Below are 20,987 nucleotides of genomic sequence, written 5' to 3'. Positions count from 1 at the left end.
GGACCCCGGATATGGAATCCGGACCACGGATACAGCGGCGCACCGGAGACAAGCGGATCGCCTGGAGAATCAGCTCAGCTGATGACGCTCCAAGGGGCAGCCTTCCCGTCCAGGAGGGCTGCCCCTTGAGCATGCTCACCCCTCAGGTGACGTCCCGCCGCGCGGTGACCGTCACGGCCACGATGGCGAACGCCGCCACGTAGCAGAGCAGCACGACCATCCCCGTGCTCTGGGAGAGCTCCGACCCCGGCAGAAGCCCTGCTGCTCGGCCGCTGGAGAACGGCAGCCACCGGCCCAGATCACCTATCAGCTGCCCGACGAGGCCCTCCACGAGCGCGATCCAGGCGAGCGCCGTGGCGATGGCGCCCGCCGGGCTCCGGATCAGCGCGCCGACCGCGACGCCGATGCCGGTGAACGCGGCGTTCCAGACGACGCCTCCGGCGAGAGTGCGCCACAGGTCGCCGTCGGACAGGTCGAGCGAGCCGCCCGCGATGGAGAACGCCACGGCGCTCGCGACCAGGGCCGTCGCCGCCAGCAGCACGCCGAAGATCACGCCCGCCCCCGCGTACACCGAGAGCTTGGCGACGATCACCCGGCCGCGGCGCGGCTCCGACAGGTAGGTGTCGGTGATCGTCCGATGCCGATGCTCGCCCGCCACGGCCAGGACCCCGAAGATCAACATGATCAGCGACATCAACCCGACGTGCGCGGCGGCCTTGCTCGCCGTCGCCGGATCGTCCACGTCCGCCCCGCCGGTCACCAACCCCGCGATCCCGATGACCACCAGCACCGGCCCCGCCGCGAACAGCAGCCAGGGCCCGCGCACGGTCCGCAGCTTCAGATACTCGTTCACCATGAGCACCCTCATCACGCCGACCTCCCCTCAGCCGCCTCGCCCGCCGCCCCACCAGCAGCCCGCCCGCCCCCGTTTCCGGCCGGGTCGCCAGTTGGCTGCCCGGACGTTCTCCACGTCGGCTGTCCGGCCGCGTGCTCAGGCGCCTTTTCGGAGGCTGTGCCGGACGGCTCGGCTGGGGTGCCTGTTAGGCGGAGGAAGGCTGCTTCCAGGTCGTCGAGCTCGGCCAGGGGTCCGGCGTGCCTCAGTTGGCCCTCGTTCACGATCACCACGTCGTCGGCGGTCTGGGCCACCTCGCTGAGGACGTGGCTTGAGATGAGCACGGCGCGGCCCTCGGCGGCCAAGTCGCGGAGGAGGCTGCGCAGCCAGGCGATTCCGGCCGGATCCAGGCCGTTGGCAGGCTCGTCCAGCAGCAGGATCTCCGGGTCTCCGAGCAGCGCGGCGCCCAGGCCGAGGCGCTGGCGCATGCCGAGCGAGTAGCCGCCCACGCGTCGGCCGGCGGCGTCCGTCAGGCCGACCTGGTCGAGTGCCTCGTCCACCCTGCGTGCGGGCATGCCGGTCACCTGAGCCAGCAGGCGCAGGTGGTCGCGGCCGCGCCGTCCCGGGTGCGCGCCGGTCGCCTCCAGCAGCGCGCCCACGACGCGGCGCGGTCTGGCCAGTTGTCCGTACGTCCGGCCGTTGATCAACGCCTCACCGGCGGTGGGCCGTATGAGACCGACCATCATGCGTAGCGTCGTGGTCTTGCCTGCCCCGTTGGGGCCGAGGAACCCCGTCACCCGGCCGGGCGCGACCGTGAACGTGAGCGCGTCCACTGCCCGCACCGACGAGCCGAAATCCTTGGTCAGTCCGCGGACCGACACTCCAGTCATCGTGTCCTCCTGCCCTTCGCTTCTCACCGCCGACTATCGGCCGCGACGGGTCCTGCAGTCGTCCGCCTGTCGCCCGGTTTCGCACGTACGGCAGACGCGGTACGAGGGGGCCCGGTCATCCGCGCCTGGAGTACCGCGACGGGACGATGCCGAGCGGAGTCGCGCGGCTTACGGTGATGGGGTGAAAGCCTTCGGCCGCCTGCAGATGGCCCTGCGAACGGGTCTGCATCTGGCCCTGCGAACGGGTCTGCATCTGGCCCTGCGGCGTCATCCGTTCGTCGCGCATGCCGCGCTGGCCGCCCTCCTGTTCGCCGCGACGATGCTGACCGCGGACGGCAACCGCAGCGTCGCGGCCTTCCTGGCGGCGGCCCTCGCGTACGGCTCGCTCCTCGCCCGGCGCCACCACCCGTTCCTCGTCCTCGCCGCCGCAACGGTCGGGGCGGGGGCGTTCATCGTGCTGACCGGGGCACGCGGGCTGGCGTTCGCCGCACCGATGATCGCGCTCTACAACGCCGCCGACACCACCGGCCGCCGCAAGTCCTTGATCTTCGGCTGGCTGGCGGTGCTCGGGCTGGCGCTGGCGCACGCCGCGTTCCGCCCCAAGCCGTTCTTCAGCTGGGAGAACGTCGCCCTCATCGCGCTCTGCGGGCTCGCGCTCGCCGCCGGGGACGCCGCCCGCAGCCGCCGCAAGTACATCGCCGAGGTGGAGGAACGGGCCCGGCGGGCCGAACGCGACCGCGAGGACGAGGCACACCGCCGCGTCATCGAGGAGAGGTTGCGCATCGCCCGGGACCTGCACGACGCGGTGGGCCATCACCTCGCGCTCATCAACGTTCAGGCCGGGGTCGCCGAACAGGTGCTCTCCGACCGGCCTGACCTGGCCAAGGCCGCGCTGGCACAGATCCGCCGTTCGGGGCGGGCCGGACTGTCCGACCTGAGCGAGACGATCGGGCTGCTGCGCGGACCGGACGAGCCGACCGCGCCCACCCAGCCGACCGCCGGTCTGGCCAGATTGGAGGAGCTCCTCGAGTCCCTCGCCCGCTCAGGCCTGCAGGTCGACCGCCTCGTCACCGGCTCGGAACACCGCCTGCCACCCGCCGCCGACGTGACCGCCTACCGAGTCGTTCAGGAGTCGCTCACCAACATCCGCAAGCACGCTGAAGGCTCCACCGCCCTCGTACGGCTCACCTACGAGACCGACGCCCTGCGCATCGAGATAGAGAACGGCGCCCGTACGGCACCAGCTCCCACTCCAGCTCACCCCGCCAATCCCACCTCCGCGTCGCCCGCGGCCGCTCCGGCCATCACCCCCGTTCTGGCCGCGGACTCCGTTCCGTCCATCGACGCCCGCGCCAGCACTGGCATCGGCACTAGCCACGGAAGCGGCGCTGGGACCGACACCGGAGGCGGACATGGCCATGGGATCGCCGGGATGCGCGAACGGGTCGCGGCGCTCGGCGGGTGGATGGAGGCCGGCCCGATGGCGGGCGGCGGTTTCCGGGTGGCGGTACGTCTCCCCGCGTCGACCGAGACGGGCTCGGTCTCGTGACCGTTCGGGTCCTTCTGGCGGACGATCAATCCCTCATGCGCGCGGGCTTCACCGTGCTCATCAACGCGGCGCCCGACCTGGAGGTGGTCGGCGAGGCCCGCGACGGTCTGGAGGCAGTGGCCCTCGCACGCAAGACGCGGGCGGACGTCGTACTCATGGACATCCGGATGCCCGGCACCGACGGCCTCGCCGCGACGAAGATGATCACTGAGGACGAGGACCTGGCGGGCGTCCGCGTCCTGATCCTCACCACGTTCGAGATCGACGAGTACGTCTTTCGTGCCCTCCGCGCCGGGGCGAGCGGCTTCCTCGGCAAGGGCGCGGAGCCCGTCGAACTCCTCGAAGCCATCCGGGTGGTCAGCCGGGGCGACGCCCTCCTCTCCCCGACCGCCACCCGCACCCTCATCGCCCGCTTCCTGGCCCAGCCGGACCATGCCGAGCCGCCCTCCCCCGAACGCCTGGCCGTCCTGACCGACCGTGAACGCGAGGTCCTCGTCCAGGTCGCGACCGGCCTGACCAACGACGAGATCGCGCGGCGCCTGGTCGTCAGCCCCGCCACGGTCAAGACCCACGTCAACCGCGCCATGGTCAAGCTCGGCGCCCGCGACCGGGCCCAGCTCGTCGTGATCGCCTACCAGTCCGGCCTGGTCCGCGCGCGCTGAGCTACGGGCCGCGCCGACTTAGGCACGGCCGCACAGCTGAGCCACGACCCCATGGGCTGAGGCACAGCAGCGCGGGATGAGCTACGGCCGCACGCCAGCGCCGCCGGTGTGGAACGTGACTTCAGTGGGATTTCATTGGGGCGGGTTACCTTCCGACGATGAAGACGCGACTGACGGCGGTTGCCGTCGGGGTCATGACCGCGCTTTCCGCCGGGCTCACCACCACACCGGCGCACGCGGATGAAACGACGTACTACGTGGCGGTGGGCGACTCGCTCTCGGTCGGCGCCCAGCCGGGCAAAGGGCCGACGGACGAGGGCTACACCGACAACCTCTACGCGGCGCTCAAGGCCAAGAATCCCGGCCTGAAGCTCGTGAAGCTGGGCTGCGGCGGGGAGACCACCTCGACGATGCTGAACGGCGGCATCTGCACCTACTCCGAGGGCTCGCAGATGAAGGCCGCCGAAGCGTTCCTCAGCCAGCACAAAGCGCAAGTCCGCTACGTGACGCTGGACGTCGGCGCCAACGACACGGCCTGCTTTCTCGACGGCGACATAGCCTGCGGCCTCAAGGGCATCGGCACCATCATCACCAACCTGCCGCAGATAGCCACTCGCCTGAAGAAGGCCGGCGGCGACGCACCCACATACGCGGCGATGACGTACTACGATCCCGGCCTCGCTACGTGGGTCACAGGCGGGCAGGCCATAGCGATCGCGTCCGTGCCGCTCGTCGACGTCTTCAACACCTGGGAGCAGACCGTCTATCGCGTGGGCGGCTTCAAGGTCGCAGACGTCAACGCCACGTTCGCCACGCATGACTTCGCCACCAAGGTCACCCTGCCGACCTACGGCGAGATCCCCCTGAACGTCGCGCGCATCTGCACGTGGACCTACCAGTGCGCCAAGAACGACGGGCATGCCACTCCGGAGGGGTATCGGCAGATCGCCGATACCTTCCTCCTGGCGGTGTCGTAAATCCCCTAGAGACGCGGGTCCACGGGCTCCGACTCCAGGGCCAGCACGCCGAAGACGGCCTGGTGGACCCGCCACAGGGGCTCTCCCCCGGCCAGCCGGTCCAGGGCCTCCATTCCGAGGGCGTGCTCGCGCATCGCCAGGGAACGCTTTCGGCCGAGCGACCGGCCACGCAGGCGCTGCAGGTTCTCCGGCTCTGTGTAGTCCGGGCCGTAGATGATGCGCAGGTACTCCCTGCCGCGGCACTTGATGCCCGGCTGCACCTTGCGATCCTCGGGGAACGGTCCCAACGGCTTGACGACCATGCCTTCTCCCCCTCCCGCGGTCAGTTTCTCCCACCACTCCACGGCTGCGTCGGTCTTCGAAAGGTCGACCACAAGCGACTCGGTCACAGCCACCAGCCCCGACGGATCGGCGGCAGCTAGGCGATCCGCGATCCCCATGTGCCAGCCATGCTCACGAAGCGATGCCCAGTTGTTCCCCTCGGCGGCGAGCACCTGGAAGGGAGCGAGCTTCAGCCCTTCCAGCCCGTTCACCGGCCAGCAGTAGCGGGCGTACGCGTCGCGGAAGAGCCCCGCGTTGACGGCTCGGCGCTCAACGTCCTCACGCAGTCCGCCCACATCAAGCCCTCGCGCGGCAGCACGACCCAGCACATCGGACGCCAGAGGCAGCGCGGCACGGGCTGCGGCACCCGTCGCGGCGTACTGCGTGCGGATCAGGTCCATCGCCTTGGCCGACCAGGGCAGCAGCTCGCAGTCCAGGGCCAGCCACCCCGTTTCCAGCTCGTCCCACAGCCCGGCCCCGTCCACGGCTGCGCGAAGAACGGAAAGGACCTCTTCCGTACGGGCCGGGTCGCGGAAGAAGGACCGGCCCGTACGGGTGAAGACCGCGCCCGTCGTACCGTCCTCAACCCCGAAGCGCGAAGCCGCGACGGTCGCGTCGCGGGTGATGACGGCCACCGCCCGCGAGCCCATGTGCTTCTCCTCGCAGATGACCCGGCTCAGCCCGGTGTTGAGGTACGTGGCGAAGGCCTCGGCCGGGTGCTCCAGGTATCCCTCCAGCGAGGAGGTCTCGGGCGGGGCCATCGTGGGCGGCAGGTACACCAGCCAACGCGGATCCGCCGCGAAGCGGCTCATCACCTCCAGCGCGGCGAGCGCGTTCTCCTCCCGTACGGCCACCCTGCCGAGCAGGCGTGTCTCCACCCCGTCGTTCGACAGAACGTCGGAAATCTTGAGCACGTCGCTCTCGCGATGCCCGCCCGAAGCCGAAGCCGAAGGCCCGGCACCCGACGCTTCTGCGCGCAGCGGCCTCGTCGGCTCGTACCAGACCTGCTTCGCCGGCACGGAGACCAGCTCACGTTCCGGATAGCGCAGCGCGGTCAGCTTGCCGCCGAAGACCACCCCGGTGTCCAGGCAGATCGTGTTGTTGATCCACTCGGACTCGGGCACCGGCGTGTGCCCGTAGACCACCATCGCCTTGCCGCGATAGTCGTTCGCCCACGGGTAACGCACCGGCAGGCCGTACTCATCGGTCTCCCCCGTCGTGTCGCCGTACAGCGCGAACGACCGGACGCGGCCCGACGCGCGCCCGTGGTAGGCCTCCTTCAGCCCGGCGTGCGCGACGACCAGCTTGCCGCCGTCCAGCACGTAATGGCTGATCAGGCCGTCCATGAACCGCAGCGCCTCGTCGCGGAATTCGTCCGGCTCGGCGCTGAGCTGCTCCAGCGACTCGGCCAGCCCGTGCGCGACCCTGACCTTCTTGCCGCGCAGCGCCCGTACGAGCTTGTTCTCGTGGTTTCCGGAGACGCACAGCGCCGTTCCGGCCTCGACCATGCCCATCACCAGGCGCAGCACGCCCGGCGTGTCCGGTCCGCGGTCCACCAGGTCGCCGACGAAGACCGCCGAACGGTCCGGGTGGCGCGCGCCGTCGGCCCGGCCGAGCGCGTCCCGCGAGATCTCGTAGCCGAGGTCGGCCAGCAGCTCCTCCAGCTCGGCGCGGCAGCCGTGGACGTCACCGATGACGTCGAACGGGCCGGTGACCTCGCGCTTGTCGGTCCAGCCCTTCTCGTAGGAGATGGTCGCCGCGTCGATCTCCTCGACGCTCGGCAGCACGTACGACCGCTTGAACTCCCGCCCGAGCGACCGCAGCCCGCGGCGCAGCTCACGCCGCTGCCGGGGCACGACATGATCGGGCAGAACACGTTCGGGCCGCCCGGCGTTGCGTTCCACCGCGACCCGCTCGGGCACGTCCAGCACGATCGCGACCGACAGCACGTCCTGCTCCTTGGCGATCTGGAGCAGCGACTGACGGGCCTTCTGCTGAACGTTCGTCGCGTCGACCACGGTCAGCAGCCCGCGCCGCAGCCGCGTCCGCACGATGTAGTGCAGCAGGTTGAACGCGTCGCCGGTCGCGCTCTGGTCGTTCTCGTCGTCGGACACCACGAACCGGCAGTAGTCCGACGAGACCACCTGGCTCGCCTTGAAGTGCGTGCGCGCGAAGTGCGACTTGCCGGAGCCGGACACGCCGACGAGCACCACCAGCCCCATTTCGGGCAGTCGGATCTCGGTCGTCATCGGGTGAACACCCCCAGCTGCGTCGGCGAGCCGACCTCAGGATCGTCGTCGCCCACGGGCACGTGCCGGACGCGGTAGCCGTGGGCGACGGCGACCCGTGCCGCCCAGGCCTGGAACTCGGCCCGGGTCCATTCGAAGCGGTGGTCCGGGTGGCGCATGGCGCCCTCCGCGAGCCCCTCGTACCGGACGTTGTACTCGGAGTTCGGCGTGGTCACGAGCACCACGCGTGGCCGCGCGTCGCCGAACACGACCCGTTCGACCGCCGGCAGCCGGGGCGGATCGATGTGCTCGATCACCTCCATCAGCACCGCCGCGTCGAACCCGCGAAAGCGTTCGTCCGCATAGGTCAGTGCGCCCTGCAGCACCTCCACCCTGGGCAGCCGCGCGGGCGAGTACTCGTCCGGCAGCCCGCGCCGATGCGCGATCAGCAGCGCCCGCTCGGACACGTCCACGCCCACGATCCGCTGGAAGTACCGGTCCTGCTTCAGCCGCGCGACCAGCTTCCCGGTCCCGCACCCAAGATCGATGACCCGCGGCGCCTCCTCAGCGTGCAGCGTCTCCAGAACGGCCTGAATCCGCCGCTCAGCCAGCGCCACCGGCACCCCAGCCGCGCCCTCGCCCGCCGCCGCGACGCCTTCCCGACCGACGCCCGCAACGCTCGACTCAGCACCCTGCTCAGCGTCTGCCGGGACGCTCGTCGCAGCGTCCGGCGCGGCGCTGGACAGGGCGCCCGGCGGAGCGTAGGGCTCGGTGTTGAGGTCGGCGCCGGGTTCGGCGGCTGTGGGGTCGAGGGGCGGTGGTTCTTCGTCGAGGGGGTCGCGGTCCAGGGCGTCCTCGGGGGCGTCGTCGGCGTCGGCGAGGCGGCCGAGGGCGGCACGGACGAGGCCTCGGCGGTTGGCCAGGTAGCGGCGGGTGATGCCGGCGCGGTCCGGGTGGGCGGCCAGCCAGCCCTCGCCGGCGCGGATCAGCTTGTCGACCTCGTCGGGGGCGAGCCAGTAGTGCTTGGAGTCGTCCAGGACGGGCAGCAGGACGTACAGCTGGTTCAGCGCGTCGGCCAGGCGCACCTCGCCGGTGAGACGCAGCGACACGTACCGTGAGTCGCCCCACTCGGGGAACTCCGGGTCCAGCGGAACGGGCGTCGCCTCGACCTGCCAGCCGAGCGGCTCGAAATAGGCGACGGCCCGTTCGGCGCCACCCCGGCATGGCAGCGCGGGCAGTGTGATCTCCAGCGGGAGCGGGGAATCCGCGAGCGAGGGGCGCGCGTCGCAGCGGCCGCGCATGGCCGTACGGAAGACACCGGCCATGGCGGAGGCCAGCAGCGACGAGGCCGCGTAGGGGCGGTCGTTGACGTACTGGCTCAGGGAGAAGTCCGGCGTGCCCCGGCGGCGCGTGCGCACGAGCTTGACCGGGTCGACGTCCAGGAGAAGCGCCACCGTGCAGCGCGCCGCCTCCGCGTCGGGGTAGAAGACGTGGGCGGTGCCGAAGGCCTGCGTGAACGACTGCACCCGGTCCGGATGCTTGTGCAGCAGGAACCCCAGGTCGGTGGCCGGGGACATCGTTGTCGTGATCGTCAGGAGCACGCCTCAAGCATGGCGGATCCGGCCCCTGCTCCCTCAAATGGTTTTGCTAGGGAACGGCGGGTCCGCTGATGAACTTGCCCCTGGTGTCGTAAGGCCAGCCGTTGATCCGGCAGCCCTTCAGGCCGAAAATCTGCTGTTGCATCACCGGCGCAAGGCGACCCTTACCCGCGCAGGTCATGTGCTTGAAGCCGAGGCGATGGCCTACCTCGTGGTTGATGACGAGCGCGTGGTAGTGCGCGGGCTGCCCTCTATAGAACGTGGTGAGCAGCAACCAGCGGCGGAGGTTGACCACGACCTGCTTGCCGACGCTGCAGTTGACCTCGCCGTCGGTGTCGAGACCGCCCGCGCCGCAGAGTTTGTCGACCGTTCCAGGCGCCGCCAGCCGCACCACGAAGTCATATGGGCCCGAGTCCACGCGCCGGAACGACCACTTGCCGCCCGCCGTCCAGCCGCGCGGGTCGGCCAGGATGCGGTCCACGCTGAGCGCGAACGCCTTGGGGCTCTGCCTCAGCCCGCCCTCCGCCTCGACCATGTAGCGCAGCAGCTTGCCGTGCCCCGTCGTACGCGCTCCGGCGGCGGCCGGGCGGATGAACTTGCCGGTGCCGACCTGCGGGATGTACGGCGGGACCTTGGGCGTGACGACCGGCGGGCGCGGCGGCGCGGAGTCCGCGCTGCCGTCCGAGCCGCTCCCGTCGGGGCTCTTGTCGGTGCGAGGCGAGGACGAACGCGAGTCCGACGTCGGCGCCAGGAAGAGGAAGCCGAGCGCGCCGAGCCCGATCAGCAGGACGACCGTCACCGCGAGCGCGATCAGGCTCCGGCCGAGAATGACGCTGCGCCCCGCGCCCTTGAACGCGTTGTCGAGGTCGCGCCCCATGCCGACGCCCGTGTCGTACATCCCGCGCGGCCGCGGCGGCGGGACGACGTCCGCCAGCGGATCGTGCCCGAAGTCCTCGTACGGATCACGCGAATACGGGTCCATCGGGGGAAGCGGCGGCGGCGTGCGCCTCCGATCCGTGCCGGACCGGCGGCGCCGACGACCCTGGCGCGATCGTGGGGGCTGCATGGCGGTGAAAAGCATGCCAGAAAAGCGCGCTGATGTGATCATTTTGCGCCAGGCGTTTGCGTCGCACCTCTGGACAGCGCCGAGATGCCCCTAAATGCACCCCCGAACCACCCCTGTTCAGCCCTTGACGGCGTTGGGGGGCGGGGTGAGCGTGACCGGGGCGCCGTACTGGGCGTAGTTGACGACGTTCTTCCCACCGGACTCGGCCATGCGCAGGGGGTACGGCTTGCCGGTGGCGGCGATGTACATCACCGAGTGGTCGCCGCCGTCCATGAGCCGGATCACCTTCTGGCCGCCGAGCATGGCGGGCTTCAGCTTGACGACCTTGCCCTTGGGCTTGAGGAGTCCCTTGGCCATCGCGCCCAGGGAAAGGAAGTCCGAGCCGGGCATGCCCTTGGCGTTCAGTACCTTCCACTTGTTGCCCATCTTGCGGACCATGGCCTTGCCTCCGGCGGCCATCCACAATTGCTGCCCGCGCACGTAGACCTTGCCGCCGACGAACACCATCTCCATGGTGACGTTCTTGCCGCCCATGGGGCCGCGCAGCTTTCCCTTGGCACCCTTGGCGGTGAGCGTCATGTCGACGGCGAGGAGTTCGCCGCCGTCCTTCTTGCTGCCCTTCATGCGCATCGACCCGGCGGCGCGTACGGCCTGGGCGGCCTGCGCGAGGATCACCTTCGGCGGCTTGCCGGCCAGCCCGTTGTCAGCCGCCGCCGCAGGCGCCCCGTTCTGCGGGGACGTGGGCTGCGTCGTCGGCTGGGTAGTCCCTGAGCCGTTGGATTTGTTGTTCTGTTTCTTTCCGGCCTTGCATCCCGCGACACCGGTCGACGACACGGCGAGGATCAGGGCGAGGCCCGCGTACTGCACGTACTGAACGCGTCGAGCCACAAAGGAACGGGACATGGGGGCTTCCTCCCGATAGCGGAAGGAAACACACCTACACCACGCGTCACACGTATGCGATCACTTCGGATATATCGGTCAATCCCCGGTGGAGGACCCTCCACCGGGGGCTGAATCGCTCCCGGCGGCACTCTCCGCGAACGAGGCGATGCCGCGCACGATGATGTCGAGGCCGAACTCGAAGCGCTCGTCGCCGCCGTCATCGGTGAGGTAGTCGACCATGCCGACGATGTTGGGGAAGCGCTCGACCGGCAGGCTGGCGAAGTACTTGCGGATCTGGCCGATGTACTGCTCGAAGTACTCGTGCGGACTCTCCCCGTCCTTCAGCTTCGACAGGTACATCGAGTCCTCGACGCTGTTGGCCTCCAGGTAGAGGCCCAGGGTGTCGACCGCGAGCGCGGCCACCCTCTTGGGCACACCGCCCACCCTCATGATGGCGAGCTGGTTCTCGGCGATGCGGAGCGCGTTCGGGCCGGTCGGCACCGTGCCGAGGCTCGCTCGCGCGATGTCGCGGTGCGCGGCGTACACCCGCTGCGCCGAGCGCATGACCTCCTTGACCTGCTCCTGCCAGCGCTCGGGATCGGGCTCGACGAGCTCGACCTCTGCCACGATCTGGTCGAGCATGAGGTCCAGCAGTTCCTCCTTGTTGGAGACGTGCGCGTAGAGCGAGGCGGGCCCGGTGTTCAGCTCCTGGGCGACGCGGCGCATGCTGACGGCGTCCAGGCCCTCGGCGTCCAGTACGCGGATCGCGGTCTCGACGATCAGGTCCTGGCTGAGCGGCTGCCGGGCCGGGGCGGTCGGGCGCTTCTTGCGCCAGGGCGGCGTCGGGATCTCATGCTCGTTCGCATCGGTCGCCGGCATGGCCACCCCTCTCAATCCGTGATCACACAGAGGCAAAAACGCGATACATCTTGACTTCCGGCTGACGCGATATATCTTCTCTACAGGAGAGAGGATCCGGCCGGCCTTCACTCTCGACCTCCAACGAACATCGTACTTGACACGATCACCGTTCCCAACGTAGAACGGTGTTCGTACACAACGAACACCGTTCTTAATCCTCCCGGGAGGCTCCGATGAGCACCTCGACCGACACCGCTCCGGCCGCCGGGGCCGGGCTCGGCGAAACCCTCTACAAGTGGCGCTGGGCCGCGCTTTTCGTGATCCTGGCCGGCGAGATCCTTGACCTGCTGGACGCGCTGATCACCACGATCGCCGCCCCGACCATCCGCGGCGACCTCGGCGGTTCGGCCGGCACCATCCAGTGGCTCGCCGCCGGTTACACGCTGGCGATGGCCGTCGGCCTGCTGACCGGCGGGCGCCTCGGCGACCTGTACGGCCGCAAGCGGATGTTCCTCATCGGCGCCGCGGGATTCACCATCGGCTCACTGTTGTGCGGGCTGGCGCAGAACCCCGAGATGCTGATCGGCTCCCGGATGCTGCAGGGCCTGTTCGGCGCCGTGATGCTGCCGCAGGGCCTCGGCATGATCAAGGAGATGTTCCCGCCGAAGGAGATGGGCGCGGCGTTCGGCGCGTTCGGCCCGATCATGGGCCTGTCCTCGGTCGGCGGCCCGGTGCTGGCCGGTTTCCTGATCGACGCCGACCTGTTCGGCGCGGGCTGGCGCATGATCTTCCTGATCAACCTGCCGCTCGGCGTCGCCGCCGTTCTCGCCGGACTGAAGTTCCTGCCCGAGTCCAAGTCCACGCACGCCGCGCGGCTCGACCTGGTCGGCGCCGTACTGGCCGCCGTCGGAGCGGCACTGATCATCTACCCGCTGGTCCAGGGCCGCGAGCACGACTGGCCCGCCTGGACGTTCCTCATGATGGCCGGCTCGGCCGCGGTCTTCGCCCTCTTCACCTGGTACGAGCTGCGCACGCAGCGCGCCGGCCGCGACCCGCTGATCATGATGAGCCTGTTCCGCAAGCGCGGCTTCAGCGGCGGCCTGGCCCTCGGCCTGGTGTTCTTCACCGGCATGACCGGCTTCGCGCTGGTGTTCGGCCTCTACACCCAGCTCGGCCTGCACTACTCGCCGCTCAAGGCCGGCCTGGCGCAGATCCCCTGGTCGGTCGGCATGATCATCGGCTTCGGCCTCGCCCAGGCGGTGCAGAAGTTCGGCCGCAAGGTCATCCACGTCGGCACCGTCATCATGAGCCTCGGCGTCGTCGGCATCGCCGTCACCCTGCACCAGGTCGGGATGGACGTCACGCCGTGGCAGCTGGCCCCCGCGCTGGTCGTCACCGGCCTCGGCATGGGCCTGCTGATGGCCCCGTTCTTCGACACCGTCCTCGCCGGCGTCGAGCCGCACGAGACCGGCTCGGCGGGCGGCACGCTCACCGCGATCCAGCAGCTCGGCAGCACCCTCGGCGCCGCGGTCCTCGGCACCGTCTTCTTCAACACGCTCGGCAACGACTTCACCTCTGGCGTGAAGTTCGAGCACGCGATGTACGTGACGCTCTGGGTCACGGTCGGCCTGCTCGCGGCGAGCTTCGTCGTCACGTTCCTCCTCCCCAAGCACGCCAGGACCGAGGAGGAGCTCGAGGAGACGGCGGCCTCACCCGCGACCTGATCCGCAGCCCTGATCCACGGCCTCACCCGCTGCCTGATCGCTGCCTCACCCGCTGCCTGACCGGCACCGCGCAGGAAGGCGCCCCTCGCGAATCTCGCGAGGGGCGCCTCTCTGCCATGTCAGAGCCGGTTGAGGACCTCGAAGGCCAGGAGCTCCAGGTGGTTGAGGTCGTCCAGGTCGAGGACCTGCAGGTAGACGCACTCGGCACCCAGCTCGCCGAACTTACCGATCTTGTCGACGATCTCGGCGGGCGTACCGGCCAGCCCCTCCTCGCGCAGGCTCTCGGGGTCCCGGCCGATCGCCTCGGCCCGCTTCCTGTACTCCCCCTCGTCCCGCCCGCAGCACACGACCTGGGCGACCGAGTAGGTCATCGGCTTGGTCCGCCCGGCCTCCTCGCACGCCGTACGGACGCGCCCGAACGCGAGCTCGGTGTCGTCCAGCTTGTGGAACGGCAGGTTGAACTCGTCGGCGAACCGGGCCGCCAGCCGCGGCGTCCGCTTGGCGCCGAAGCCGCCCAGCAGCACCGGCGGACCGCCGGCCTGGGCGGGCTTGGGCAGCGCGGGCGAGTCGGCGAGCGTGTAGTGCTTGCCCTCGAACGAGTAGGTCTCGCCCTTGGGAGTCCCCCATAGCCCGGTGACGATCTCCAGCTGCTCCTCCAGCCGCTCGAACCGCTCGTTCAGGCTGGGGAACGGGATCCCGTACGCGGTGTGCTCGGCGTCGAACCACCCGGTCCCGATGCCGAAGTCCACCCGCCCCCCGCTCATCTGGTCGACCTGTGCGACGGAGATGGCCAGCGGACCCGGATACCGGAACGTCGCCGCCGTCATCAGCGTCCCCAGCCGGATCCGGCTGGTCTCGCGGGCGAGCGCCCCGAGCGTGACCCAGGCGTCCGTGGGCCCGGGCTCCCCGGACATATCACCCATCTTCAGATAGTGATCGGACCGGAAGAACGCGTCGAACCCCAGGTCCTCCGTGGCCTTGGCCACCGACAACAATGTCTCGTAGCTAGCCCCCTGCTGGGGCTCGGTGAAGATCCGAAGACGCATGCCCCCATCCTGGTACCCGCGCCCCACCACCCCGAGCCCAACCCCCCCCCGACAACGCCAAACCCCGCCCCGCACACAGCGCGCCCAGCCCCGTTCACCACCCAGGACCGACCGTCGGCCACGCCTGATTGCAGCTGGCGGCAGGCGGACCTGGTCAGTCGTGGCGAGGGGTTTTAGACGTGGCTAGGCGCGGCCAACCGGAGTTGGCCGCGCCTAGTCGTGTTCAGCGCCTGATCGTGTTCAGCGCCTGATCGTGTTCAGCGCCTAGTCGTGTTCACTTTGCTCAGTCGCGGTCAGCGCCTGGTCGTGTTCAGCCTTGCTCAGTCGCGGCGGGAGCGGCGGCCGAGGCGGGTGAGGATGAGGCCGACGCCGATCAGGCCCAGGGCGCCGTCGAACATCGCGCCGGACTCGGCGCCCGTGCGGGGCAGCTCGTTCATGCCGCCGCCCGGGACGCCGCCGTGCCAGATCGGGGCGCCGGGACGCTGGGACGGGCGCTTGGCGGGGCGCTGGCCCGGGCCACCAGGGCGGTGAGCCTTGACCTTGCCGGGCTTCACCTTGTTGAGCGCCATGCCCGCCTTGGCTGCGGCGGGCAGCTTCAGCTTGGTCCGGGCGGTGGCGGAATTGTTGGCCAGGTTCAGCTCGATCGTCTTGGTCGTCACGTCCGACGGCCACTCGACGACCGCGCCGGGACGGACCTTCTGGCCCGGCCGGACCCTGATCTTGAACGTCCGCTCTTCACCTGCCGACAGCGAGCCGACGCTGCAGACGAAGCTCATGCTGCGCTGCAGGCAGCCGTTGCCGGACTCGATCACGTCGGTCGGCGACGAGGACTGCTCGGTGCCCGACTCGCCACGGCTGGACGCGCAGGCGGCGTGGTTCTCGTTGCCGTTGTCGACGGTGCCGTTCGACCCGGTGCTGTTCGGCCCGGTGCCGTTCGACCCCGTGCCGTTCGACCCCGTGCCGTTCGGTCCAGTGCCGTTCGGGCCGGTGCCGTTCTCGCCCGTGGTGCTCTGGCCGTTCGACGGCTGGCCGTTGGTGCTCTCACCGTTCGAGCTCTCACCGTTCGAGCTCTGACCATTGGGGCTCTGGCCGTTGGTGCCAGTGCTCGTCCCGGTGCCGTTCTGGCCGTTCTGCGGCATGCCCGCGCAGAACTGCGTGCCCGAGTGGTCGACGCCGGTCTGGCTCTGGCCGTGGACGCACGCGGAGTGGCTGCCCTGGCCGTTCGTGCCCTGGCCTGTGGTGCTCTGGCCGTTCGGCATCGACTCGCTCTCACCGGCGCAGACCTCGCCAGAGCTGTGCTTCACGCCCGCCTCACTGTGCCCGGTCGCGCACGAGCCGCTGACGTTGCCGTGCGGACGGCCGCCGCCGTGGCTCTCGCCGGCGCAGGCCTGCGAGCTCCCCCCGCTCACCTTCAGCGGCAGCGCGGACTGGACCTCGACACCCACCGCGGCGGACGGGCCGTTGTTGCGGACCGTCACCTCGTACGGGATGGCCTGGCCGGGGCGGATCGCCGACGGCGCGGTCTTGGTCACCGAGATGTCGGCGGTGTCGGCCACGGCCACCTGCGGGAACGCCTTGGAGACCGAGGAACGCGCCCAGCTCACGGTGGCGGCGGCGTTGATGGCCTCGCGCGGCTTGACCGCGGCGCCGACCTTCGCGGTGATGACGCCGGCCACCGTCTGGCCCGGCTTCAGCGAGCCGAGCTGGCAGACCGCCGTGTTGCCCGCGAACGAGCAGTTGGCCGCGCCGGAGACGAACTCCAGCGACTTCGGCAGCGGCGCCTTGAGGATCGCCGGTCCCGCGCGCATCGGCCCCTTGTTGGTCACCGCGAACGGCCAGTTGTACGTACGGCCGGGCAGGATCGGCGCCTTCGGGCCGGTCGTGTCGATGACGAAGCGACCGGGCCGCACGGCGTGGCCGTTCCGGTGCCGGTGCGACGCCTTGTAGTGCTTCTTGGCCCCGACCCGTACCGGGCCGTCGGCCCTGGCCGGTTCGTGGACGCCGAGCACCGGGATGACGATCCCGAGCAGCGGTGTCGCGATCAGCACGATGAGACCACGGGCTCGAGTGCGCCCCCTTGCCTTCTGGATCATGATGGTCCCCCCGTGACCTGGCCAGACAGCTTGATCGACTCCGTTCTAACCCGGCCCGGAATGATCTCCTAGCGCCGTGGCGGCGTGTCGTTACAGCCGGTGACGTCAACCTTTGGTCAAGCGCGGGGGCCCTGGTCGCGGGGTTCTTCCAGACTCTGGGCCGCCAGCCGGGCCGCATTGTGGAGAACGCGGGTCTGGATCTCCAGCTGATCGAGGATGCGCCGCTGCTGCCGGCGGATGTCCCACACAACCCTGACGACCACCGCGCCGAACGCGACGAAGACGGCGTCGAAGGCCAGGGCCGCATCGCCGCGGAGGGCGAGGGCCAGCGCGACGGCTCCCGCGCAGACCGCCACCAGAACACTGGCCGCACGCATCTCAGGCGCTCCTTCGGGGGGACTTCTGACCTGGACCGGCACTGGAAGTATGCCCCGGAGTCAGGAGCGCAACAACCGGTCACATCCGGAAATCTCACCCGACGCCGGAAATCAGCGCCCTTCGGGCTCCCCGTACAGCGCCCGCAGGAACGCCAGCGCCATCCGCCGCTTGTCGCCGGCGTCGGCCTGGAGATCGGCGAAGTAGGCGTTCAGCTCGGACAGCTCCCGCAGCGCCAGCGACATGTCCTCGCTCGCCGACGGCACCGGCTCCAGCCCCTCCCCGATCCTGACCAGGTCGCCGGGCCGCCAGTCCAGGGCCGCCTCGATCGCACTCCGGGTCCGCGCCTGCGGCCAGCGCTCGCCGGCCTCCAGGTTGTAGATGGTCTTGACCGTGACCCCCGCCCGCTCGGCGAGCTGCTCCTGGGTCAACCCCATCGACCCGCGCCGCGCCACCACGTACTTGGCGACCCGTTCACGGTCCAGCTCTCCGCCCATGCGACCAGGATGCCGGAAACATTAAGGAACATCCAGTAAGCGAGAGACGAATATTTCCTTCAAGCCACCCAACCCCGTCGCCCTATCACCGGCCACCCAAGATCCGGCCGCCGCACCCGGCACCCCGAACTCCACGACCTTCCTGACGACGAGCTCCGACAACGCTCCATCGGATATCCATTTCCCTCCACTTGCACGATGTTCAAGTAGAGGGGCCCAACTTGCACAATGTTCAATATCTTTCTTGAACTTTGTGCAAGTCAATATTTCTTCCTGTTTCTTACCGGTTACTACTTGAAATCTTACGGATACCTACCTAATCTCTGTTAATGGGTCCGCACGAAGGGTGGGGCGACGGTGACAGAGAAAGGACCGCTGACCATGGAACTGGCGCTCTCGGAGCTGCGCCGCGGGATCGACGTCCGATTGGCCGGTCTCGAGGGGCAACTGGCACTCTGCTGCCAGCGCAACGAGTTGAACGAGCGCCAGGCGATCGACCAGTCCAGGCTGGTCGACGAACTCGAGACCCGGCTCTCGACAGCCGAGCGAGAACAGGTCACGCGGGGCCAGCTCGACAACCGCTTCCGGCAGACCGTCGCCCTGCTCTCCCTCGTAGCCACCACCGCCTCCGTGGCGGCGGGCGTGCTCGTCGCACTCGTCGGCCGCTGAGCAGACTGCATTCATCCGCACAACGGCCGCACGATCGGTGCCGGGGGCCGCAGCGCCCCCGGCACCGACTCCCGCCGGGGACCCCTCCCCCGGCCCCCGGCACCGTTCAGCGCATTCGGCCTCTAGCCCAGCGCCCCACAACATCAGCCGCCCGACACCCGGTCCGCCAATGATCGAGACGCCTGGTGCCGAGCACTCCAACTCAACGCCGACGCCCAGCGCGCGGCTCGGCCCGGCCCAGAGCGCGGCCCGGCCCGGCCGCACCACGTCAGGCGCGCGGCGCCCGGCCACCGACGTTCGATCCATGGCTCCCCATGACCTCAGGCGCTCGGTGCCCCGATGTCCGGCCATCGATGCCCCCATCGACCCGATGTCCAATCCCAGCGACGGGCGGTCGGCGTCGCCTGTTCGACGTCTGGTGCTCGTCCGCGATGACCAGCGGGCGGTCAGCGGCGTCGCGAGCGGTGGCCGGGTGGCGTTGGGGGACGTCAGAGAGCTTTTTTCAGGTCTTATATTGACGCGTGAATTATCTCGTCTTACGCTCCGGGCGACCGTTAGGCGAGTCCCGTGGGGGCGGCCCGCCACCGCCTCGAGCCGTCCCGCTCCCGCTCGCTTGGCTGGGCGCGGACGGAGGAAGGTAGCCACTTCGATGGCCCTCCGCCTCACATGCCGCCGGTTCTTCACAGCCGCGGCCGCTCTCGCCCTCGCAGTTCCCCTCACCCTGTTCGGCGTGTCCGGTCCGGCTAGCGCCGCTGCGCCTGGGCCCGTTGTCTGGAACGACGACTTCAACGGGCCGGCCGGGTCCGCTCCTGACAGCTCTCACTGGGGGTACGACACCGGTGGCAGCGGCTGGGGCAACAACGAGCTCGAGTACTACACCAACAGCAGGTCCAACTCGGCGATGGACGGTGCCGGGAACCTCGTCATCACCGCCCGCAAGGAGAACCCCGGCGGCTACAGCTGCTGGTACGGATCGTGCCAGTACACGTCGGCTCGTCTCCTGACCGCAGGCAAGTTCACCCAGCAGTACGGCCACGTCGAGGCCCGCATCAAGATTCCGCGCGGGCAGGGCATCTGGCCGGCGTTCTGGATGCTCGGTAGCAACATAGGCAGCGTCGGCTGGCCGCAGAGCGGCGAGATCGACATCATGGAGAACATCGGCCGCGAGCCGGGTACCAACCACGGAAGCCTGCACGGTCCCGGGTACTCGGGCGGCAATCCCCTCACCGGCACCACCACCTTGCCCGGCGGCGCCGCTCTCGCCGACGCGTTCCACACGTTCGCCATCGACTGGGACCCGAGCGGGATCTCGTGGTCGCTCGACGGCAACGTCTACGAGCGCCACACACCGGCCGACACCAACGGCAACCAGTGGGTGTTCGACCACCCGTTCTTCATCATCCTGAACGTCGCGGTGGGCGGTAACTGGCCCGGCTCCCCCGACGGCAGCACGTCGTTCCCGCAGCAGATGCTGGTCGACTACGTGCACGTGAACGCGGCGTCCAGCAGTGGCACCCCGACCGGCCAGATCACCGGCTACGGCGGCAAGTGCGTGGACGTCTCAGGTTCCAACACCGCCGACGGGACCCAGGTGCAGCTCTGGACGTGCAACGGCACCGGCGCCCAGCGCTGGACGGTCAACACCAACGGCACCCTGAGCGCCCTCAACAAGTGCCTCGATGTCGCCAGCGGCGGTACGGCCAACGGAACGAAGGTCCAACTGTGGACCTGCAACGGCACCGGCGCCCAGAAATGGACCTACTCCGGCGGCCAACTCGTCAACCCGCAGTCCGGCAAGTGTCTGGACGCGACCGGCCCAAGCTCAGCCGACGGCACACCGTTGCAGATCTGGGCCTGCGCCGGAAGCGCCAACCAGCACTGGAACCTGCCCTCCTAACCCCCAACGCACGGCCCGCGCGGCTGGCCCATCTTCTGGCCCAGCCGCGCGGTCCTGCTGCAGGAAAGAACGCCCCCACCCGCGCAGCGTCAACGAGGGTCTGGTGAGAGGCCTGACCAGCCTCGGTCCAGCCATAGTCGGTGAGCCACCCCCACGTGCCGCCGCGCACCACGCCCGCCCACCTGGTCGCTGACCCGCATAGTGAGCTAGCGCGCATGTTCGCCTGCCCCGCATGATCCGACCCACGCCCCCGTTGGCCATACGTTCCTCGCCCGCATCGCCCCCGGCGCACTGGTCCCTAGCGCGCAGATCCCGGCCCGCACGGTCGCTGGCGCACAGGTCGCTGGCCCGCACCTTCGCTGGCGCGCACGGTCCCTGCCCGCACGCGCACGGTCCCTGGCCCGCATGGTCCCTGACGCGCGTGGTCGCTGGCCCGCACCATCGCTGACGCGCACGGTCGCTGGCCCGCACCATCGCTGGCCCGCATGGCCGCTGGCCCGCACCATCGCTGACGCGCATGGCCGCTGGCCCGCACCATCGCTGGCCCGCATGGCCGCTGGCCCGCACCATCGCTGGCCCGCATGGCCGCTGGCCCGCACCATCGCTGGCCCGCATGGTCCCTGACGCGCGTGGTCGCTGGCCCGCACCATCGCTGACGCGCACGGTCGCTGGCCCGCACCATCGCTGGCCCGCATGGCCGCTGGCCCGCACCATCGCTGACGCGCATGGCCGCTGGCCCGCACCATCGCTGGCCCGCATGGCCGCTGGCCCGCACCATCGCTGGCCCGCACCATCGCTGACGCGCACGGTCGCTGGC

17 protein-coding genes are annotated in these 20,987 nt (G+C 69.9%); 6 read left to right on the top strand and 11 right to left on the bottom strand.

Features of this window, described 5'->3' with window-relative positions; genetic code table 11:
- Positions 1-142: 142 nt before the first annotated feature.
- Both J4573_RS43440 and J4573_RS43435 read right to left on the bottom strand, forming a co-directional pair.
- A complete protein-coding gene (locus J4573_RS43440; protein WP_243774548.1) occupies positions 143-868 on the bottom strand; it encodes an ABC transporter permease in 726 nt (241 codons plus the stop codon).
- A complete protein-coding gene (locus J4573_RS43435; protein ID WP_208262074.1) occupies positions 868-1,722 on the bottom strand; it encodes an ABC transporter ATP-binding protein in 855 nt (284 codons plus the stop codon). The genes J4573_RS43440 and J4573_RS43435 overlap by 1 nt, the downstream gene beginning before the upstream one ends.
- Positions 1,723-1,903: 181 nt before the next feature.
- On the opposite strand from J4573_RS43435, the gene J4573_RS43430 reads away from it, so the two are divergent.
- The 3 genes from J4573_RS43430 to J4573_RS43420 all read left to right on the top strand — a co-directional run bounded on the left by J4573_RS43430 (position 1,904) and on the right by J4573_RS43420 (position 4,910).
- Positions 1,904-3,271, top strand: a complete 1,368-nt coding sequence (locus J4573_RS43430; protein ID WP_208262073.1) for a sensor histidine kinase — start codon at positions 1,904-1,906, stop codon at positions 3,269-3,271.
- Positions 3,268-3,933: a response regulator gene (locus tag J4573_RS43425; RefSeq protein WP_208262072.1), complete on the top strand. Its 666-nt coding sequence runs from the start codon at positions 3,268-3,270 to the stop codon at positions 3,931-3,933. The genes J4573_RS43430 and J4573_RS43425 overlap by 4 nt, the downstream gene beginning before the upstream one ends.
- A gap of 158 nt (positions 3,934-4,091) precedes the next feature.
- Positions 4,092-4,910, top strand: coding sequence for an SGNH/GDSL hydrolase family protein (locus J4573_RS43420; protein ID WP_208262071.1), 819 nt, complete (start codon positions 4,092-4,094; stop codon positions 4,908-4,910).
- 5 nt (positions 4,911-4,915) lie between these two features.
- Here the strand turns inward: J4573_RS43420 and J4573_RS43415 are convergent, their stop codons facing one another.
- From J4573_RS43415 to J4573_RS43395, 5 genes are all read right to left on the bottom strand, one after another.
- Positions 4,916-7,480, bottom strand: a complete 2,565-nt coding sequence (locus J4573_RS43415) for a polynucleotide kinase-phosphatase (protein WP_208262069.1) — start codon at positions 7,478-7,480, stop codon at positions 4,916-4,918.
- Entirely contained in the window at positions 7,477-9,060 is a 1,584-nt protein-coding gene (locus J4573_RS43410; RefSeq protein WP_208262067.1) for a 3' terminal RNA ribose 2'-O-methyltransferase Hen1, read from the bottom strand. Before J4573_RS43410 ends, J4573_RS43415 begins: the two co-directional genes overlap by 4 nt.
- A 46-nt stretch (positions 9,061-9,106) precedes the next feature.
- On the bottom strand, positions 9,107-10,039 hold the full coding sequence (locus J4573_RS43405) for a DUF3152 domain-containing protein (protein ID WP_243774499.1): 933 nt from the start codon (positions 10,037-10,039) through the stop codon (positions 9,107-9,109).
- 201 nt (positions 10,040-10,240) lie between these two features.
- Positions 10,241-11,026 carry a hypothetical protein gene (locus tag J4573_RS43400; RefSeq protein WP_208262066.1) on the bottom strand — a complete coding sequence of 262 codons (786 nt, stop codon included), beginning with the start codon at positions 11,024-11,026 and terminating at the stop codon, positions 10,241-10,243.
- A gap of 78 nt (positions 11,027-11,104) precedes the next feature.
- Complete coding sequence (locus J4573_RS43395; RefSeq protein ID WP_208262065.1) at positions 11,105-11,887, bottom strand: TetR/AcrR family transcriptional regulator; 783 nt, start codon at positions 11,885-11,887, stop codon at positions 11,105-11,107.
- Between the two features lie 215 nt (positions 11,888-12,102).
- Between J4573_RS43395 and J4573_RS43390 the strand changes: the two genes are divergently transcribed.
- Positions 12,103-13,593, top strand: a complete 1,491-nt coding sequence (locus tag J4573_RS43390) for an MFS transporter (RefSeq protein WP_208262064.1) — start codon at positions 12,103-12,105, stop codon at positions 13,591-13,593.
- 119 nt (positions 13,594-13,712) lie between these two features.
- On the opposite strand, the gene J4573_RS43385 is transcribed toward J4573_RS43390, so the two are convergent.
- The 4 genes from J4573_RS43385 to J4573_RS43370 form a co-directional block, all read right to left on the bottom strand.
- Positions 13,713-14,639, bottom strand: a complete 927-nt coding sequence (locus J4573_RS43385; RefSeq protein ID WP_208262063.1) for an LLM class F420-dependent oxidoreductase — start codon at positions 14,637-14,639, stop codon at positions 13,713-13,715.
- A 320-nt stretch (positions 14,640-14,959) separates the two neighbouring features.
- On the bottom strand, positions 14,960-16,687 hold the full coding sequence (locus tag J4573_RS43380) for a DUF11 domain-containing protein (RefSeq protein WP_208262062.1): 1,728 nt from the start codon (positions 16,685-16,687) through the stop codon (positions 14,960-14,962).
- Positions 16,688-16,848: 161 nt separating this feature from the next.
- Positions 16,849-17,109: a hypothetical protein gene (locus tag J4573_RS43375; protein WP_208262060.1), complete on the bottom strand. Its 261-nt coding sequence runs from the start codon at positions 17,107-17,109 to the stop codon at positions 16,849-16,851.
- Between the two features lie 111 nt (positions 17,110-17,220).
- Positions 17,221-17,604 carry a helix-turn-helix transcriptional regulator gene (locus tag J4573_RS43370; protein ID WP_208262059.1) on the bottom strand — a complete coding sequence of 128 codons (384 nt, stop codon included), beginning with the start codon at positions 17,602-17,604 and terminating at the stop codon, positions 17,221-17,223.
- Positions 17,605-17,985: 381 nt separating this feature from the next.
- Between J4573_RS43370 and J4573_RS43365 the strand changes: the two genes are divergently transcribed.
- Together J4573_RS43365 and J4573_RS56430 are read left to right on the top strand one after the other, a co-directional pair.
- Positions 17,986-18,273 (top strand): hypothetical protein, encoded by a 288-nt coding sequence (locus J4573_RS43365; RefSeq protein WP_208262057.1) that lies wholly within the window; start codon positions 17,986-17,988, stop codon positions 18,271-18,273.
- A gap of 730 nt (positions 18,274-19,003) precedes the next feature.
- Positions 19,004-20,170, top strand: a complete 1,167-nt coding sequence (locus J4573_RS56430; RefSeq protein WP_307797383.1) for a lectin — start codon at positions 19,004-19,006, stop codon at positions 20,168-20,170.
- Positions 20,171-20,987 lie beyond the last annotated feature (817 nt).

The sequence above is a fragment of the Actinomadura barringtoniae genome (assembly GCF_017573505.1).
Taxonomy (GTDB): Bacteria; Actinomycetota; Actinomycetes; order Streptosporangiales; family Streptosporangiaceae; genus Spirillospora; species Spirillospora barringtoniae.
The sequence above is the reverse complement of the archived record's forward strand: the minus strand, read 5'-3'. Positions and strand labels throughout refer to the sequence as shown.